The 16,008-nt window shown below is 38.0% G+C and carries 16 protein-coding genes; 9 read left to right on the top strand and 7 right to left on the bottom strand.

The window, feature by feature from the left end; genetic code table 11:
- Positions 1 to 15 precede the first annotated feature (15 nt).
- The gene (gene metH / locus M0Q20_RS07785; RefSeq protein ID WP_295060201.1) at positions 16 to 3,507 is read right to left on the bottom strand and encodes a methionine synthase; all 3,492 of its coding nucleotides are present in this window, start codon (positions 3,505 to 3,507) and stop codon (positions 16 to 18) included.
- A 161-nt stretch (positions 3,508 to 3,668) separates the two neighbouring features.
- Here metH and ccoG point away from each other — a divergent pair, with 161 nt between their 5' ends.
- From ccoG to aroC, 7 genes are all read left to right on the top strand, one after another.
- On the top strand, positions 3,669 to 5,102 hold the full coding sequence (gene ccoG / locus M0Q20_RS07780; RefSeq protein ID WP_295060199.1) for a cytochrome c oxidase accessory protein CcoG: 1,434 nt from the start codon (positions 3,669 to 3,671) through the stop codon (positions 5,100 to 5,102).
- A gap of 88 nt (positions 5,103 to 5,190) precedes the next feature.
- On the top strand, positions 5,191 to 6,237 hold the full coding sequence (locus tag M0Q20_RS07775; protein ID WP_295060197.1) for a YeiH family protein: 1,047 nt from the start codon (positions 5,191 to 5,193) through the stop codon (positions 6,235 to 6,237).
- A 97-nt stretch (positions 6,238 to 6,334) separates the two neighbouring features.
- Entirely contained in the window at positions 6,335 to 6,802 is a 468-nt protein-coding gene (locus M0Q20_RS07770) for a hypothetical protein (protein WP_295060194.1), read from the top strand.
- Positions 6,802 to 7,848, top strand: a complete 1,047-nt coding sequence (locus M0Q20_RS07765) for a tetratricopeptide repeat protein (RefSeq protein ID WP_295060191.1) — start codon at positions 6,802 to 6,804, stop codon at positions 7,846 to 7,848. Before M0Q20_RS07770 ends, M0Q20_RS07765 begins: the two co-directional genes overlap by 1 nt.
- Positions 7,823 to 8,254: a ribonuclease HI gene (gene rnhA, locus M0Q20_RS07760; RefSeq protein ID WP_295060188.1), complete on the top strand. Its 432-nt coding sequence runs from the start codon at positions 7,823 to 7,825 to the stop codon at positions 8,252 to 8,254. The genes M0Q20_RS07765 and rnhA overlap by 26 nt, the downstream gene beginning before the upstream one ends.
- A complete protein-coding gene (gene rnc, locus M0Q20_RS07755) occupies positions 8,251 to 8,934 on the top strand; it encodes a ribonuclease III (RefSeq protein WP_295060185.1) in 684 nt (227 codons plus the stop codon). The genes rnhA and rnc overlap by 4 nt, the downstream gene beginning before the upstream one ends.
- A complete protein-coding gene (aroC, locus tag M0Q20_RS07750; protein WP_295060182.1) occupies positions 8,931 to 10,004 on the top strand; it encodes a chorismate synthase in 1,074 nt (357 codons plus the stop codon). The genes rnc and aroC overlap by 4 nt, the downstream gene beginning before the upstream one ends.
- A gap of 13 nt (positions 10,005 to 10,017) precedes the next feature.
- Here the strand turns inward: aroC and M0Q20_RS07745 are convergent, their stop codons facing one another.
- The 5 genes from M0Q20_RS07745 to M0Q20_RS07725 form a co-directional block, all read right to left on the bottom strand.
- A complete protein-coding gene (locus M0Q20_RS07745; RefSeq protein WP_295060180.1) occupies positions 10,018 to 10,995 on the bottom strand; it encodes a DUF6781 family protein in 978 nt (325 codons plus the stop codon).
- 13 nt (positions 10,996 to 11,008) lie between these two features.
- Positions 11,009 to 11,278 (bottom strand): DUF493 domain-containing protein, encoded by a 270-nt coding sequence (locus tag M0Q20_RS07740; RefSeq protein WP_295060177.1) that lies wholly within the window; start codon positions 11,276 to 11,278, stop codon positions 11,009 to 11,011.
- Positions 11,259 to 11,729, bottom strand: a complete 471-nt coding sequence (moaC, locus tag M0Q20_RS07735; RefSeq protein WP_295060174.1) for a cyclic pyranopterin monophosphate synthase MoaC — start codon at positions 11,727 to 11,729, stop codon at positions 11,259 to 11,261. The genes M0Q20_RS07740 and moaC overlap by 20 nt, the downstream gene beginning before the upstream one ends.
- Positions 11,730 to 11,824: 95 nt before the next feature.
- Complete coding sequence (gene mobA, locus M0Q20_RS07730) at positions 11,825 to 12,397, bottom strand: molybdenum cofactor guanylyltransferase MobA (protein WP_295060171.1); 573 nt, start codon at positions 12,395 to 12,397, stop codon at positions 11,825 to 11,827.
- Positions 12,397 to 13,656, bottom strand: a complete 1,260-nt coding sequence (locus tag M0Q20_RS07725; RefSeq protein WP_295060169.1) for a 3-isopropylmalate dehydratase large subunit — start codon at positions 13,654 to 13,656, stop codon at positions 12,397 to 12,399. Before M0Q20_RS07725 ends, mobA begins: the two co-directional genes overlap by 1 nt.
- 103 nt (positions 13,657 to 13,759) lie before the next feature.
- Between M0Q20_RS07725 and M0Q20_RS07720 the strand changes: the two genes are divergently transcribed.
- Positions 13,760 to 14,446: a pseudouridine synthase gene (locus M0Q20_RS07720; protein ID WP_295060168.1), complete on the top strand. Its 687-nt coding sequence runs from the start codon at positions 13,760 to 13,762 to the stop codon at positions 14,444 to 14,446.
- Here M0Q20_RS07720 and M0Q20_RS07715 read toward each other — a convergent pair.
- Positions 14,436 to 14,963: a hypothetical protein gene (locus tag M0Q20_RS07715; RefSeq protein WP_295060167.1), complete on the bottom strand. Its 528-nt coding sequence runs from the start codon at positions 14,961 to 14,963 to the stop codon at positions 14,436 to 14,438. The two genes, M0Q20_RS07720 and M0Q20_RS07715, sit on opposite strands and share 11 nt — an antisense overlap.
- Before the next feature lie 163 nt (positions 14,964 to 15,126).
- Between M0Q20_RS07715 and M0Q20_RS07710 the strand changes: the two genes are divergently transcribed.
- Positions 15,127 to 16,008, top strand: an 882-nt coding sequence (locus tag M0Q20_RS07710; RefSeq protein WP_295060164.1) for an aminotransferase class V-fold PLP-dependent enzyme, incomplete at its 3' end; no start/stop codon positions are given.

Below are 16,008 nucleotides of genomic sequence, written 5' to 3'. Positions count from 1 at the left end.
CATAAATACAAAAAGTCACACATTATAGTAGGTTGCATTTGGATGATAGACAACTAATGCCGAAGTTGACTGCTCCGGATGAATCTGAAATGTCTCACTTAGCTCAATTCCAAACTCTTCAGGATGAAGAAGGTTAAAAAGAGGGCGGTTAAGCTCAAGATCCGGACATGCCGCGTAACCAAACGAGTATCTGGAGCCTTGGTATCTATTCATCTGAACATCGCTTAGACTGCTTCCTTCGCCATCAGAGATATTTAAATCTAATCTTATCTGCTTGTGGGCTATCTCAGCAAGTGCTTCAGCTAGTTCGACTCCAAGACCATGAAACTGATAATACTCAGTATATTCGCCTCTCGCATAAATCTCTCTCTCAAATTCGCTAAGTTTTGAGCCAGCGCTTACACATGTAAAGGCTACGACGTCATGTCTATCTCTATGAAAAAAGTCGCTAAGTGCGCGGTGAGGCTGTTTTGACTGTCTTGGAAATGTGAACTTCTCTTTTGCTCTGCCTATAACTTCATTAAGCGTTTCACGATTTATTTCGCTCTGGCTATTGTACCCTTCACTCTCATCAAATATAAGCAGAGTATCATCATCGCTTCTACACGGCCAGTAACCGTAAATAATGGTAGGCTCAAAGAGTTTTTCGTCAATAAACTGCGCCTTTAGTCTCTCATACGCCGGCCACACAACCTCATCAAGCTGCTTTTGATACGCCTCTTTTGTCATTCCTTTTGAGCTATATCCCCAACGAGATTTAAAAAGAAGCTTATGGTTAATCCACTCAAATGCCATTTCAACTTGTTGTGAAGTTAGCTTTAGTTCACGTCTGCCCCAAAATGGCGGAGTCGGAACTGCAACATCACGTGAGGGCATCTTAAGCTCCTCAAATGGTGGAATAATTACCTTCTCTTTTACTTTTACAATCTTCTCTTCGTTATCTTTGCCATGGAGATCTGTATCAAAATTTTTAGCCTCAATTCGGCTCATGGCAGTTACGCCGTCAAACGCATCTTTACAGTAAAAGATCGGACCGTCATAATATGGGCGGCAGAAATCATCTATAAAGGAGCGAGTAAGTGCGGCACCACCTAAGAGAATAGGAGTTTTGATTCCCTCTCTTTGAAGAGCCTCTAGGTTATCTTTCATGACTTGAGTTGATTTGACCAAAAGTCCGCTCATGCCGATTGCGTCTGCATTTGACTCTTTAAGTGTTTTTACAAAATCATCAAGCTCGACTTTTATACCTAAGTTTACTACTTTGTAACCGTTGTTTGAGAGAATAATATCTACTAGATTTTTACCAACGTCATGTACATCGCCTTTGACTGTTCCAAGAATTAATGTTGTATCAACTTTTTTGTCGATTTTTGGTAAGTAAGGGTTTAGATAATCAACTGTTTTTTTCATAGTCTCCGCGCTTTGAAGAACAAACGGCAGCTGCATCTGCCCCGAGCCAAAGAGCTCTCCTACTACTTTCATAGCATCTATTAGGATCTCGTTGACTATTTTTTGTGGTGCGATTGTATGACGCGCTTCTTCTACAAGAGGAATCATTCTATCTTTGTCGCCGTCCATTAGAAGTTTTGCAATTTTTTCTTCATCACTCATAGCTAGGTAAGCTTCATCTACCGCTTGATTATCAGTTGCTTCTTTTGTGCTAAAGTGCTCAATAAACTCAAAAAGAGCCTCAGAATTCGGCTTACGGTTAAAGATAAGATTATCGCATATCTCTTGGTCGATTTTGGAGATTTTATTGATAGGGATAATGTGCTGAACATTTATGATAACGCTTGTAAGCCCTGCTTCTATACAGTGATGTAGAAACATAGAGTTAAGATATGGGCGAGCATCTTTGTCTAGCCCAAAAGAGATGTTGGAGAGCCCTAGAATTGCTCCGACTTCGGGATGTCTTTTACGGAGCTCTCTTATCGCTTCAATAGTGTTTATACCGGCATCAACATACTCAGCATCCCCGCTTCCAAGAGTAAATGTAAGCAGGTCAAAAACTAAATTCTCCGGCTTAATACCATGTTTTTTTGTAGCAAGTTCATAGATACGCTCTGCCACTTCAAGTTTTCTCTCAAGAGTTTTTGCCATCCCAATCTCATCTATAGTTAGACAAACAAGTGCGGCTCCAAACTTTTTAGCTAGCCGGCATATAGTATCAAACTTTTCAATACCGTCCTCAAGATTAACGGAGTTAATTATAGGTTTTCCCCCGATTAGCTTAAGTGCTTCTTCAAGAGCAGCCGTCTGAGTAGAGTCGGGCATAAGTGGAAGTGCTATCTTTTGAGCATAGAGACTCATGACGCTGTTCATATCTTTTGTCTCATCACGACCCGCAAAACCAACACTTACATCAAGCACATGTGCGCCTACTCTTACCTGCTGTTGAGCAACGCTTAGAGTCCCCTCATAATCCTCCGCTAAAAGAAGTTCACGAAACGCTTTAGAGCCTGTTGCGTTGCTTCTCTCTCCCACAAGCAAAACAGAAGATTCTTGAGATAAGGAGACTGTATTAAAGAGTGAAGCAAGAGAGTTCTCTTGAGATCCTGATGGCTCTTTTGGAAGAGTCTTGCTGACTCTATCTACTAAAGCACGGATATGTTGAGGTGTAGTTCCACAGCAGCCTCCTAAAAAGCTTACACCGTCATATTTTAAAAAGTTCTCCTGCTTGTCGGCAAACTCATCGGGTCCCATAGGGTAGTAGGTATAACCTCCGCGGTTTTGTGGAAGTCCTGCGTTTGCGTGAACACTAATGGGTTTATGCCAAAGTTCACTTAATGTTTTTACATGTTTTTCAATCTGCTCAGGCCCTGTTCCGCAGTTAAAACCAAGGCTTAAGATGTCAAAAGGCTCTAAAATAGTAGCTATCGTTGAAGCATCTGTTCCTATAAGCATGGTTCCGCTTAGCTCTATGGTAACGGAGATCATGATAGGAATCTCCACTTCTCTTTGTCTAGAAGCCTCCTCGCATGCATGAAGAGCGGCTTTGATTTGAAGCGGGTCTTGGCATGTCTCAAGCAAGAATACATCTACTCCACCGTCGATAAGTGCTAGACAAAATTCAGTATAGCCTTCAAACATCTCATCATAAGTTATATGTCCAAGAGACGGGAGTTTTGTTCCTGGACCAATTGAGCCTAAAACAAACCTTGGATGCTCAGGGGTGCTGAACTTTTCGCACTCTTTTTTAACAAGTGCCGCACCCGCTTTTGTTAACTCATAGGCACGATTACCAAGTCCATACTCATCTAAAACCCAAGAGAAGGAGCCAAAGGTATTTGTTGTAATGAGGTCTGCTCCGGCACTAAGGTAAGCATGAAAAATCTCACTTAAAACTTCAGGAGAGGTTACATTTAGGAGTTCATTACATCCCTCATTACCTTCCCACGCCTCCTTTGGAATTTTCTCGTCTCGCTGTTGAAGCTGAGTACCCATAGCCCCATCAATGATAAGAGGTCTCTTTTTTATAGTTTTTAAGATATACTTTTTTGGTGTCATGAACAAATCTTTTGTTAAAATGAATTAGTAATTTTATTCTAGCAAGTTAGAACATAAAAAAGACTTTTAAAAATAGTCTAATTGGTTATAATTATTATTATGATATGTAATTAAAAATAGTATTTTGATATAATGTTGTCAAAATATAGGCAGGAGTTAATATGAAAGAAGAGAATGCCAGTCTGAAGATACCGACTGCATGGAGAATATATAGATATTATGTATTTATTTTTTTAACGGTTGTGGCGTTAATCACACCATGGATACAAGTAAATGAGAGTCACTTTTTTTTACTAAGTTTTGACAAACTTAAGCTTCATCTTGCATTTGTTGAGTTTGATATGCAGGAGCTATACCTTTTACCGTTTTTACTTATGATACTTTTTTTAGGCATATTCGGTATGACTGTTTTAGGCGGTCGTGTTTTTTGCGGCTGGATATGTCCTCAAACAATTTTTAGAGTAATTTATCGTGATTTAATAGAGACAAAACTGCTAAAACTTAGAAAACGAATAAAGAATAAACAGCAAGAACCGGATATGAGTATCTTGAAAAACAAGATAAAAAAAGCAGTCGCAATTTTAATCTGGGTAGTTCTATCGTTTGTAGCGAGTGCAAACCTTCTATGGTTTTTTGTTCCACCGGAAGATTTTTTCGCTTATATGGCTGATCCGTTTGATCACATGATTCTCTTTGGCACACTCATAGTCTCAGCGCTTTTTCTTATCTATGACATTGTATTTTTACAAGAAGATTACTGTATCTATGTATGTCCATACTCAAGAATTCAGTCTGTTTTATATGATGAGCATACGGTTATGGCTCTTTATAATACAAACCGCGGCGGTCATATCTATAACGAAGATAAGGAGAAGGTGTTCACAAAACAAAAAGAGCTTCAAAAAGTTGAGCCGCATGCAGAGTGTACGGCATGTGAGAGTTGTGTAACCGTTTGTCCTACACATATAGATATACGAAAGGGTCTTCAGCTTGAGTGTATAAACTGTCTGGAGTGTGTGGATGCATGTACCGTTGTAATGGGCAAACTAGGCAAACCTTCGCTTGTTACATGGTCTAGCGATTATGAGATTATAGATAAAAAGGGGAAAACAAAATATTTTCGCCCAAAAATTTTAGCTTATATTGTATTGCTTGTCGGTTTGGTAATAGCTATGGTTATTATGGGAAGCAAAAAAGAGCATATGCTTTTAAATATTAACAAAGAAAACAGACTATACTCCATATCAAAAGAGTCTGACGGTAAGATTGCAGTGGATAACGCTTATGTATTTTTGATACAAAATACAAAAAACGAGAAGATGGATTTCTATTTTGATGTAACTCTTCCAAAAGATATAAAAGGGAATCTTGAGATAGTAAAGCCCACAGAGCCTTTCTCTGTAACTCCGGGAGTAAAAAAGAAAAAAATCGTAGTTTTAAGAACTTATGATGAGCTTTCAGATGATGCAAGGCATGATACGATAATTCCAATAAAAATTCGTGCTTATGCGCTGGAGCATGAGGAGATAGTAGTCTTTAGAGATGCTACTTTTACCTATCCTAGGGCAGATATAATTGAGGATACAAAAGATTAGTATCCTCGAAATAAAATGTGATATTTTTTTGATATAATTCAATTTTAGTAGATAAGTTTTGTCTTATAAATGAACTATAAGGAGCAAAATGGCATTTTCAGTAGAGAATAGAAAAGGCACATTAAGCGGTATTTTGTTTGTGGCAATTTTTGCCGCAGCAGCTACAATGATATCGGAAATAAATTTTGTTAAATCTCTTGGTATTTCACCCCTTGTTATCGGGATTGTTTTAGGGATTTTTTATGCAAATACACTTCACAATAAAACTCCAAAAGAGTGGAGCTTAGGCATCACCTTCTCCGGAAAAAAAATTTTACGCTTTGCAATCGTCTTTTACGGTTTTCGTATAACTTTTCAGCAGATTGCCGAAGTTGGGGTAGAGGGATTTATGGTCTCTCTTATTATGCTCTCTACAACTTTTATTTTGGGAACTTGGGCGGGGCAGAGGCTCTTTAACATGGATAGAGACACCTCTATGCTTAGCGCATCAGGAGCTTCTGTGTGCGGTGCTGCTGCAGTTTTGGCAACAGAGCCGGTTTTAAAAGCAGAGGAGCACAAGGCTGCAATTGCGGTTTCAATGGTTGTTTTATTTGGAACAATATCTATGTTTTTATATCCGCTGTTATATAACATGGGTGTTTTTGATATGAGTGCAAAAGAGTTTGGTATCTATGTCGGTGGAACAATTCATGAGGTTGCGCAGGTTGTAGCAGTTCCGGCATCTATACCAAATGCAAGCCAAGATATGGCAAATGCCGCGGTAATTGTGAAGATGACAAGGGTTATTATGATAGCGCCGATGCTTATCATTTTGGGGATATACCTCTCATATAGCTCAAAGAAAAGCGGCACGAGTGTAGGCGGAGTTAAGCTTGTGATTCCTTGGTTTGCCGTATATTTTATAGGTATGGCAGGGTTTAATTCACTTCAAATAGTTCCCCAAAATATAGTTGACATCATAAATGAGATAGATACTTTTTTACTCACAATGGCAATGACGGCACTTGGAATCGGTACTGTATTTTCAAAGTTTAAAGGTCTTGGACTAGCTCCGGTATATACTTCGGGTTTAATGTTTGCATGGTTGTTAGTCGGTGGATATTTTATAACAAAATGGGTTGTGGCAATTTTTTAATATACCGCATTATACTCAGCCTTGAGAGAATTGACTTGTAACTTTTAACTAAAAGAGTATATAATAAAGACAAATCAAATTTCAAGGAGTCAGTAGAGTGTCAAATTTGCCAAACACGCTGAATTCTTACTGGCTTTGGAGAGAGATATCATCAAAGTTAGGAGTCTCAAATCCTGCATATAAATATTGGAGTGAGACTAGAAATTTAAAACTTAACAATAAGTATCTTTTTATACAAAAAAACACCCTTCCTTCAAAATATGAGCATGTAGAGAGTGTCCTTACCGATTTATCGGGGCACCTACCTATAAAATACGCTTCTGATAGGCTACATGTGAATGAAAGAATATTTTCATATGAGAAGATGAGACTCTATAAGGAGTTTGAATATAAGTTTGTAGAAGATGTAAAATTTGTAAATATAAAAAAATTTTTTACGGAGTTTGGGATAAAAGTAGATAAAAACTCTATTGTTGTGCTTGGAAAAATCAAGGAGTTGGAGATAGGACCTGAGTGCACTTTTTATAATTTAAAAAATGATTACGGAGTGGTGGTTTACGAATAATGAATACCTTTTTTCTTGAGTTCCGTGACCCGCTTTTTGGGATAATAATCTTTTTTGTTCTTATTTTTGTTATCACTTTTTTCTCTTACTGGTTTGCAAAATTTAAGAAAAAAGAGGATTACAGGCATTTAGATAAGTTTTTAAAGCAGTTTCATACTCTGCCGTCACAAAATGAGCTTAAAGTCTTGATTACAAAGGGGGAACTCTCTGAAAAATCTTGGTTGCTTCTGGCAAGCGCATACGCAAAAAACGGTAACTATGAGAAAAGTATAGAGATATATAGTGAACTCTTAAAGGTTGGAGATAAATCTAACTACAGAGACACCCTTTTTCTGTTAGGAAAAACATATTTTAAGGCCGGTTTTCTCGAGCGCGCAAGGCAGATTTTTTTAGAGATACTAAAAAACAATCCACGAACCCCGCAAGCCTTAAACTACCTGCTCTTAGTCTATGAGCAGATGAGAGACTATAGTGCAGCCCTTGAGGTATTAGAAGTAATAAGCGAGCTAAAAAAAGAGATAACCGTAGAGAGTGCTTATATTAACTCTTTGCTTATTTTAAACGATTCACTCATGAGTTCTGATGAAAAGGTAAATAAGCTCTTAGAGATATATAAAAAGAGCAGTCACTTGACCTACCTTATATTTGAGTATATATTTCGAGTAAATCCAAAAGCTGCATGGGAGAATATTGATATCTCAAAAGCAGAGTTGCTAGTTGATGTGCTGTGGAGATGCGATAAAAAAGATTTGAATTTTGATATAATAATGCAAAACGGCTATTTAAGGGAACTATACACGGCAAAAGGGTATATAAAAGAGGCAACAAAGAGTTCTATTTTTGAACTTGATGTGCTTATAAATCTTGACTCTAAGGTAAATGCCACGCTTGGATTTGAGTACATATGTACTAGCTGTAAGACTGCTTATCCATTTGCCTTTAGCCGTTGTAGCGGCTGTCATGCAATTGATACCTCAATGGTAGAACTCTCTTTAGTAAAAGATTATCATAAGGATTTTAGTGAAGAAAATAACTCTTTTCAGTGATGGTAGTGCTCTTGGAAACCCTGGACCCGGGGGGTATGGTACAATTTTGCGCTTTGGCTCTAAGGAGAGGGAGATTAGTGGCGGAGAGGCTCATACAACAAACAACAGAATGGAGCTTTTGGCTGTTATTGAGGGGCTAAAAGTGCTTAAAGAACCATGTGAAGTTGATATAATCTCTGACTCCTCTTATGTTGTCAAAGGTATAAATGAGTGGCTTACCGGATGGATAAAGAGGGATTTTAAGAAGGTGAAAAATCCTGATTTATGGGCAGAGTATATAGAGGTTTCAAAAGGGCATAAGATAAATGCAATATGGGTTAGAGGGCATAACGGGCATATTGAAAATGAGAGATGTGATATTTTGGCAAAAACAGAAGCATTAAAGATTAAGGAGGCACAAAATTGAGTAAAAATAGAGAGCTTTTAGAAGAGACTTTAGGATATAAGTTTAAGAATGAGAAGCTTATTATCGAAGCGCTGACACATAAGAGCTATAAGCAGCCCTACGATAATGAGCGACTTGAATTTTTGGGTGATGCGGTTTTGGATTTGATTGTAGGGGAGTATCTCTTTTTTAAATTTCCAAAATCAGATGAGGGTAACCTCTCAAAAATTAGAGCAGCACTCGTAAATGAAGATGGTTTTGAGAAGTTGGCAAGATCTATAGATTTGGGTAAATATATACTTCTATCAAATGCGGAAGAGAACAATGGTGGCAGGGAGAAGGCATCTCTGCTCTCAAACGCTTTTGAAGCGGTTATGGGTGCAATCTATCTAGAGTCAGGCTTAGAGGTTGCTAGAAAAATAGCAATTGATTTGATAGAGAAAAATCATATAGAGATATCGCTTGAGACTCTATTTAGAGATTTTAAAACAACTCTGCAGGAGCTTACTCAAGCGAGATTTGGAGAGACTCCTGAATACAAAGTTATTGCTAGTCGTGGACCTGACCATAAGAAAGAGTTTGAAGTTGCCGTTATCATAGAGAGCAAAGAGTACGCAAGAGCGGTAGGTAAAAGTAAAAAAATTGCCCAACAAGAAGCTGCAGAGATGGCAGTAAAACTTTTAAATGAGGAAGAGAAGTGAACAGTTTTGGAGTGAAGTTAAGATTTAGCACTTTTGGAGAGTCTCACGGAGTGGCAATCGGGTGTCTGCTTGATGGAGTACCGGCTGGACTAGAGATAGATGAGGCGTTTATTCAGAGTGAACTTAATCGTAGAAAACCTGGAAAAAGCGAGTTTGAGACTGCAAGAAAAGAGGATGACAAGGTAGAGATATTAAGCGGTGTTTTTGAGGGTAAAAGTACAGGAACTCCGATTGCGATGTTAATACGCAATACAAATCAAAAGTCAAAAGATTACTCAAATATCAAAGATATTTTTCGCCCCGGTCATGCCGATTTTACATATTTTTATAAATACGGTATAAGAGATTACCGAGGAGGAGGCAGAAGTTCTGCAAGAGAGACGGCTGCTAGAGTTGCGGCAGGTGCCGTTGCAAAGCTGATGTTAAAGCAGTTAGATATTGAAGTTTTTAGCGGAATTTGTGAGGTAGATGGCATTAAGTCACAGAGGTTTGATTATGAGGCTGCTAAAGAGAGCATAATATTTGCACTTGACGTAGATAAAGAGCAGGAGCAAAAAGATGCGATACTTAATGCAAAAAATGCGCATGACTCAGTAGGCGGTGTCTCAAGGGTACTGATTAAAGGTGCCCCAAAAGGTCTTGGAGAGCCGCTTTATTATAAATTAGACGCAATGCTAGCAGATGCTATGATGGGCATAAATGCCGTTAAAGCAGTTGAGATAGGCGATGGTGTTTTAACGGCATCGATGAGTGGCTCACAAAACAATGATGAGATTAGAGCAGAGGGTTTTGTAACAAATCACTCTGGCGGAATTCTCGGCGGAATAAGTAACGGCGAAGATATCGTTATGAATGTATATTTTAAACCAACACCATCAATTTTTAAAGAGCAAAAAACAGTTACGACACAAAACAGAGAGGTTGAGTTCTCGCTAAAAGGACGACACGACCCATGTGTTGCCATAAGAGGAACGGTAGTCTGTGAAGCGATGGCGGCTTTGGTTGTTGCCGACATGCTTCTTTTAAATATGGGTACGCAGATGGATAGAGTTGTTAAATATTATAAATAGTAACTCATAGGGGCTACTGCTTATCCTTTGGCTCAATTACGCCTTTTGCAGATTTAATGGCACTTCCAAGTGCTGTTTTTGCAACACCCCAAGCTTGAATTCCCATTCTCTTTGCCTCCTTGGCAGTTTCGGACTTAAGTGCAGTGTCTGCTTTTTTAACAGCTGTTTTTGCAAGCGCAGAGAATCTATCTCTCATGACCTGAGCTGCCTCTTTTGAGATGTAGATTAGCTCTTCGAGGTCATAGTGCATCTTTTTGTTAAGATCTAGTAATATTTTTCTTATGGTCGGATCGCTCTCGTTTGCCTGAGTTTGAACAACTTGTAAAAAGAGAGTATCAGTTTGGTTTAAATCCTCCATGATAGTGTCATAATCTTCAATAAGAATGTGTTTTGCTTCCAGAGGCATATATGCCAACCTTTTTTTGAATCTGTCGATGGACTCAAGCAGTCCTGCTCTCATTCCCTTTAGTGTGGCTTCTAAAATATCTTCGGACGTATTTGGCGTAGCTTCTGCTATATCTATGCTTGAGTGCAAAATTGTAGAGAGAATTTTTCTAACTCTTATGGTGTTTAGCGTTCCCTCTTTAATTGTTTGGTATGTAAGCTCCTTTATAACCTCTTGAATAGACTCTTTTGCTTCAGAATCTTTTGACTTCTCTATTGCAGTTATTATCGCTCCCTCAACAGTTTCGCTAAGTATGTCAAAGAGATCGATTGATTGAAGTTTTATTTGATGAAGCTTCGATAGCGTCTGGGCGTCATCCTTGTCTATCTTAGACTCTATATCGTTAAAAATCGTATACTTTGCTTCTTGAAGTTGGGCAGACTTTCTCTCCAAACTCTTCTCAAGAAGCTCTTTTTGTACAAGAAGTTCTTGAAGCTCATCACGCAGTTTTTTTGTCTTTTTGTCTATAATATCTGTCGTTAAATCCCTCATCTCATGAAGATTTAATTCTTGCAGTTGAATGTTTTTTAGTTCCGGTAAACCCATTTTAGACTCCTTTTTAAAGTACCATTTTTATATTTTGATGAGCTTTTAATGCTTCATAGATGAAATTTCTGTCATCTTCATTATGTACAAGTATGTCTAGGTTCATACTTATATATTTCCCGCTTCTGCTGGTGTTTGAGTGAGTAAGCTTATGCTCTCTCTCATATATAACATCTCGTATGGCTTGCTCAAGCGCCTCTTTTTCTCCGGCAATTAGTTTGTAGCACCAACTGCACGGATAAGTAAGCTCCAGTTTCTCTTCTCTATCGTTGATAATCTCCACTTTTACCTCCCGATTTTTTCTCTAATTGGACATTGCGTATAACCATGGCTTTATCTATCGCTTTTACCATGTCATAAATAGTTAAGAGCCCTATGCTTGTTCCTGTTAGTGCCTCCATCTCAACACCTGTCTGGCCTGTGAGTTTTGCAGTAACGGTAAGTTTAAATCCCGGAAGCTCTTTTAGCTCCTCTACGTCACAATTAATTCCACTTAAATTTAGAGGATGACACATTGGGATAAGCTCGCTTGTCTTTTTAACCCCCATAATAGCAGCAATAACTGCGGTTTGCACTACAGGACCTTTTTTTGTTTTTTGCGTCACTATTGCATCATAAGCATCTTGACTCATCTCTATTATACCACTTGCTACGGCTACTCTTGTTGTTTGATTTTTCTCAGAAACATCTACCATCTTCGGTCTATCGTTTTCATCCAAATGCGTTAAATTCATTACTATTTCTTTGTGCTTTATTTCTTAATATTATAGCAGAAGAAAACTGATTTGTTTTTATGTAAGATAGTGCAACTAAAGGATAAAAAAATATGCTAAATTAGTTTCAGTGCTTCTTGATACTCATGAGGGTGGTTTATATTTAAAAATGGTTTTTCATCCTCAAACTCTACATAAATAGTCTCTGATGCTTGAAGCAACTTTGCTAGTTTGTGGTTATTCTCTTTTTGCATGTCGATAAATTTATTTTCAAGAGAGCGGTGATAAATCCCGCACATTGGTTGTATGCCGCTTTTAGTTTTTGCTACTGTCGCATCTATGTCAGGCGTATCTGCTTGAATGATTTTTTCTATCTCTTTTTTTGTAATAAATGGAGAATCAACGCTAATGACAAAAAACTTCTCATGTTTTAAGGCTCTAAAGGCAGAGATAAATCCCGCGGTAGGAGCATAGATGGAGTCTGTTTTTATATCTTTTATGAACTCGGCATCAAAGTTAAATTTTGAGCTCTCTTTAGATGAGATATATACGGTTTTAAAGATTTTTTTTAGCCTTGAGAGTTGAAATTGTGTAAGTGTATCAAACCCTGCAAATGGAAGAAGAGACTTATCCTCTCCCATGCGCGAGCTTTTGCCGCCGGCAAAGATGACACAAGGTATATCAAACATTATCTAGGGTCTGTTATGTAACCGGTGATTGCAGAGATGGCAGCAACTGCCGAGTTTGCCAAATAGACTTTTGAACTTCTGCTTCCCATGCGTCCGACAAAGTTACGGTTTGTTGTTGAGACTGCAACTTCATTATCGCCAAGTATCCCCATGTACCCGCCAAGACAAGCTCCACATGTAGGGTTACTTACAACACCGCCGGCATCTATAATAATGTCCATATATCCGAGTTTATACGCCTCTTGTAAGATTTTTTGAGTTCCCGGTGTTACAATTAGACGAACATCTTCATGAACTTTTTTACCCTTTAAAATCTCTGCAGCAGTTTTTAAATCACCTAATCTTCCATTTGTACAGCTCCCGATGAAAGCTTGATCAATTTTGATGTTATCTTTTACCGCTTGAGTTATAGAGTGTCCGTTTGAAGGTAAGAAAGGATAAGCAATAACAGGCTCAAGATTTGCTACATCAATCTCTAAAGTCTGGCAGTAAGAGGCATCTGCATCAGAGTGGTGAATTTTAGGCTTGCGAGCTAAGTTTTTATCGCTTAAGAACTCTTTTGTTACATCATCATAAGCCACGATTCCGCTTTTTGCACCCGCTTCTATAGCCATATTACACATTGAAAATCTATCATCCATATTTAAATGCTCAATTGTGCTTCCGGTAAACTCCAAAGTTTTGTAAAGTGCACCGTCAACGCCAATCATGCGAATAATCTCTAAGATAATATCTTTTCCGGTTGTATATTTGCCGGGTTTTCCGCTTAAGATTACTTTTATAGATTCAGGAACTTTAAACCAGTTTCCGCCAGTAATCATGGCAAAAGCTAAGTCGGTCGAACCCATACCGGTTGAGAATGCTCCAAGTGCGCCGTGAGTACATGTGTGGCTATCTGCACCGATGATGACATCCCCGGGGACTATAAGACCTTTTTCCGGTAGAAGTGCGTGTTCGATTCCCATATCTTTTTCATCAAAAAAGTTCTTTAGGTTATGCTTTTTTGCAAAGTCGCGACTGATTCTTGCTTGATTTGCACTTGCGATATCTTTTGCGGGAATGAAGTGGTCAAGAACGATAGAAAATCCATCTGGATTTGCAAGTTTTGTAGCACCGCTTAGATTAAAAGCACTGATTGAGATTGGTGTTGTTATATCGTTTCCGATAACCATATCTATGCTGGAGCGGACTATTTCACCCGCAAAAACTTTTTTTCCGACATGCTCAGAGAATATTTTTTCGGTTATAGTTTGAGCCATAATAAGCCTTTAAGAATGTAATTTAAGTTTGCGATTATACCCATTTTTGTTTTGTATATAATTTAACCCAAAAAATGCTATATTGAGAAAAAAGTAGAAAAGTATGCAAAAGAGTTATAAAAGAGTGGATGCGCATCTCTCAAGTTTAGGATACTGCTCAAGAAGCGAAGCAAAAAAGTTTTTGAGTAAAAATTTAGTATGTGTAGATGGGGTCAGGGTTTTTGATGTTAGGCAAAAAGCTTATAACAACGAAATAACGGTCGATGGCGAGAGGCTTGATGATGAGTGCTTGGTTATTTTAATGAACAAGCCTAGCGGTGTAGTCTGCTCTCATGATGATGCAGGGGTGCTTATCTACTCACTGCTTCCTCCCCGTTGGCAAAGAAGAAATCCAAAAATCTCAACGGTAGGCAGATTAGATGCGGATACTACCGGAGCGATTTTATTAACGGATGACGGAGCACTTAATCATAAGCTCACAAGTCCAAAAAGTGAGATTTCAAAAGTGTATGAAGTTACCCTTGCTGAGCCTTTAAGAGGGGATGAAGCGGAGATTTTTGCAAGCGGAAACCTTATGTTAAACGGCGAAAAAAAGCCGCTTAAAAGTGCTAAGATGCAGATAATAAATCCAACTCTTGTAAGATTAGAGATTAGCGAGGGGAGATACCATCAGGTAAAGAGAATGTTTGGTGCAGTAAAAAACAGGGTAGTCGCACTTCATAGAGTGCGCTTTGGAGAGTATGGTGTTGAAGGCTTAGAGCCATCGGAGTATAGAGTTATTAATCTTTAGTAGTATTTAGGTCATAAATTTCATATTTTAGGGCTTTTTTCATATACTCTGTTGAGCAGAAGAACATTGCGGCAAAAAGAGGGTTTAGCTCTGCACAATCCTCTTTGATAGTATCAAATATTTTAAAGCTAAATCCGGTAAGTTCATCACTATTTTTAACGCTTACTTTAAACTCAATGGGTGCTAAAGTCTTTACCATGTTTAATATTTTCTTCTTTTTCTTCTGATTTTCGTTTTGTAAGATATTAAAACTTTCATCTTCTAAACTTTTATGAGAGCCGATAGCCTCTTCTAAAACATCAAACTTATCTTTAAAAATTATTTTATTCCATCTTATATTTAGATCTTTGGAGTCAACTTTACAGGCACTATCTATTAAAGCATTGGGTTTTTTCTCTTTTATGGCTTCTATTAATCCCAAAAGAGAGTTGGCTCCTCCGACGCTCTTGGAGCATTTTTGCACTAAAATATGTATTAATGCTTTCGTATCGCTATTATATTTGTTAAAATTACACATGATGTATTCCTGATTTGTTATAGTATGTATAATTATAGCTTAAATATTGAATTAGTACAGCTTCATTTAAGCTTATTCAAATAACAAAACTAATATCATAGCAGAAGTAAAACAAGACAAAAAATGTCTTAATTAAAAATAATTCGATTCAACAAGGTTAAATATGCAAGTTTATTTAGATAATAATGCTACGACAATGGTTGATCCATTAGTTGTAAAGGAGATGCAACCGTTTTTTAGTGAGATATATGGAAATCCAAACTCACTTCATAAATTTGGAACAGCTTCTCATCCTGCGCTAACAAAGGCAATGGATCAGCTCTATAAAGCACTCAATGCAAGTGATAATGATGATATAATCTTTACATCGTGTGCAACCGAATCAAACAACTGGGTTTTAAAATCGGTCTATTTAGACCATATAGTAAACGGCGATAAGAACCATATTATCACAACCGAGGTTGAGCACCCATCCGTCTACTCTGCGTGTAAAGCTCTTGAAGAGCAGGGCGTAAAGGTTACATATCTTCCGGTAAATCACGAAGGTGTGGTAGAGGCTCATGTAGTAAAAAGCTTTATTACGGATAAGACTGCTCTAGTGTCCGTTATGTGGGCTTCAAATGAGACAGGCGTTATAAATCCTATAAAAGAGATAGGCGAGATATGTAAAGAGAAGGGTGTTTTATTTCACACTGACGGTGTTCAAGCGGTAGGTAAAATCCCTATCGATTTGCAGGATATACATGTTGACTTTCTCTCTATAAGTGCACATAAATTCCATGGACCAAAAGGTATAGGCGCACTATATATCAAAGATTCGCAACCACTCACTCCTCTTTTACATGGCGGTGAACATATGGGCGGAAGACGATCTGGTACTTTAAATGTTCCATATATTGTGGCAATGGGCAAAGCAATTGAGCTTGCAACTACAGATATAGAAGAAAAAATAGCTTCAATCAGAGCAAAAAGAGATCGCTTAGAAGATGCAATCTTGGAGTTAAGTGATACATTTGTAGTTGGTGAACGTGAAAATAGAACGCCA

Source organism: Sulfurimonas sp. (assembly GCF_023229025.1).
Lineage (GTDB): Bacteria > Campylobacterota > Campylobacteria > Campylobacterales > Sulfurimonadaceae > Sulfurimonas.
Note: the sequence above shows the minus strand (reverse complement) of the source record. Positions and strands in the feature narration are given on the sequence as shown.

Bases quoted from the DNA above. Each gene is read 5' to 3' on its own strand.
- mobA (WP_295060171.1), bottom strand. From the start codon at position 12,397: ATGTTTGATATACCTTGTGTCATCTTTGCCGGCGGCAAAAGCTCGCGC.
- M0Q20_RS07715 (WP_295060167.1), bottom strand. From the start codon at position 14,963: ATGTGTAATTTTAACAAATATAATAGCGATACGAAAGCATTAATACAT.
- M0Q20_RS07745 (WP_295060180.1), bottom strand. From the start codon at position 10,995: ATGGGTTTACCGGAACTAAAAAACATTCAACTGCAAGAATTAAATCTT.
- M0Q20_RS07725 (WP_295060169.1), bottom strand. From the start codon at position 13,656: ATGGCTCAAACTATAACCGAAAAAATATTCTCTGAGCATGTCGGAAAA.
- M0Q20_RS07765 (WP_295060191.1), top strand. From the start codon at position 6,802: ATGAATACCTTTTTTCTTGAGTTCCGTGACCCGCTTTTTGGGATAATA.
- metH (WP_295060201.1), bottom strand. From the start codon at position 3,507: ATGACACCAAAAAAGTATATCTTAAAAACTATAAAAAAGAGACCTCTT.
- M0Q20_RS07775 (WP_295060197.1), top strand. From the start codon at position 5,191: ATGGCATTTTCAGTAGAGAATAGAAAAGGCACATTAAGCGGTATTTTG.
- ccoG (WP_295060199.1), top strand. From the start codon at position 3,669: ATGAAAGAAGAGAATGCCAGTCTGAAGATACCGACTGCATGGAGAATA.
- M0Q20_RS07720 (WP_295060168.1), top strand. From the start codon at position 13,760: ATGCAAAAGAGTTATAAAAGAGTGGATGCGCATCTCTCAAGTTTAGGA.
- moaC (WP_295060174.1), bottom strand. From the start codon at position 11,729: ATGAATTTAACGCATTTGGATGAAAACGATAGACCGAAGATGGTAGAT.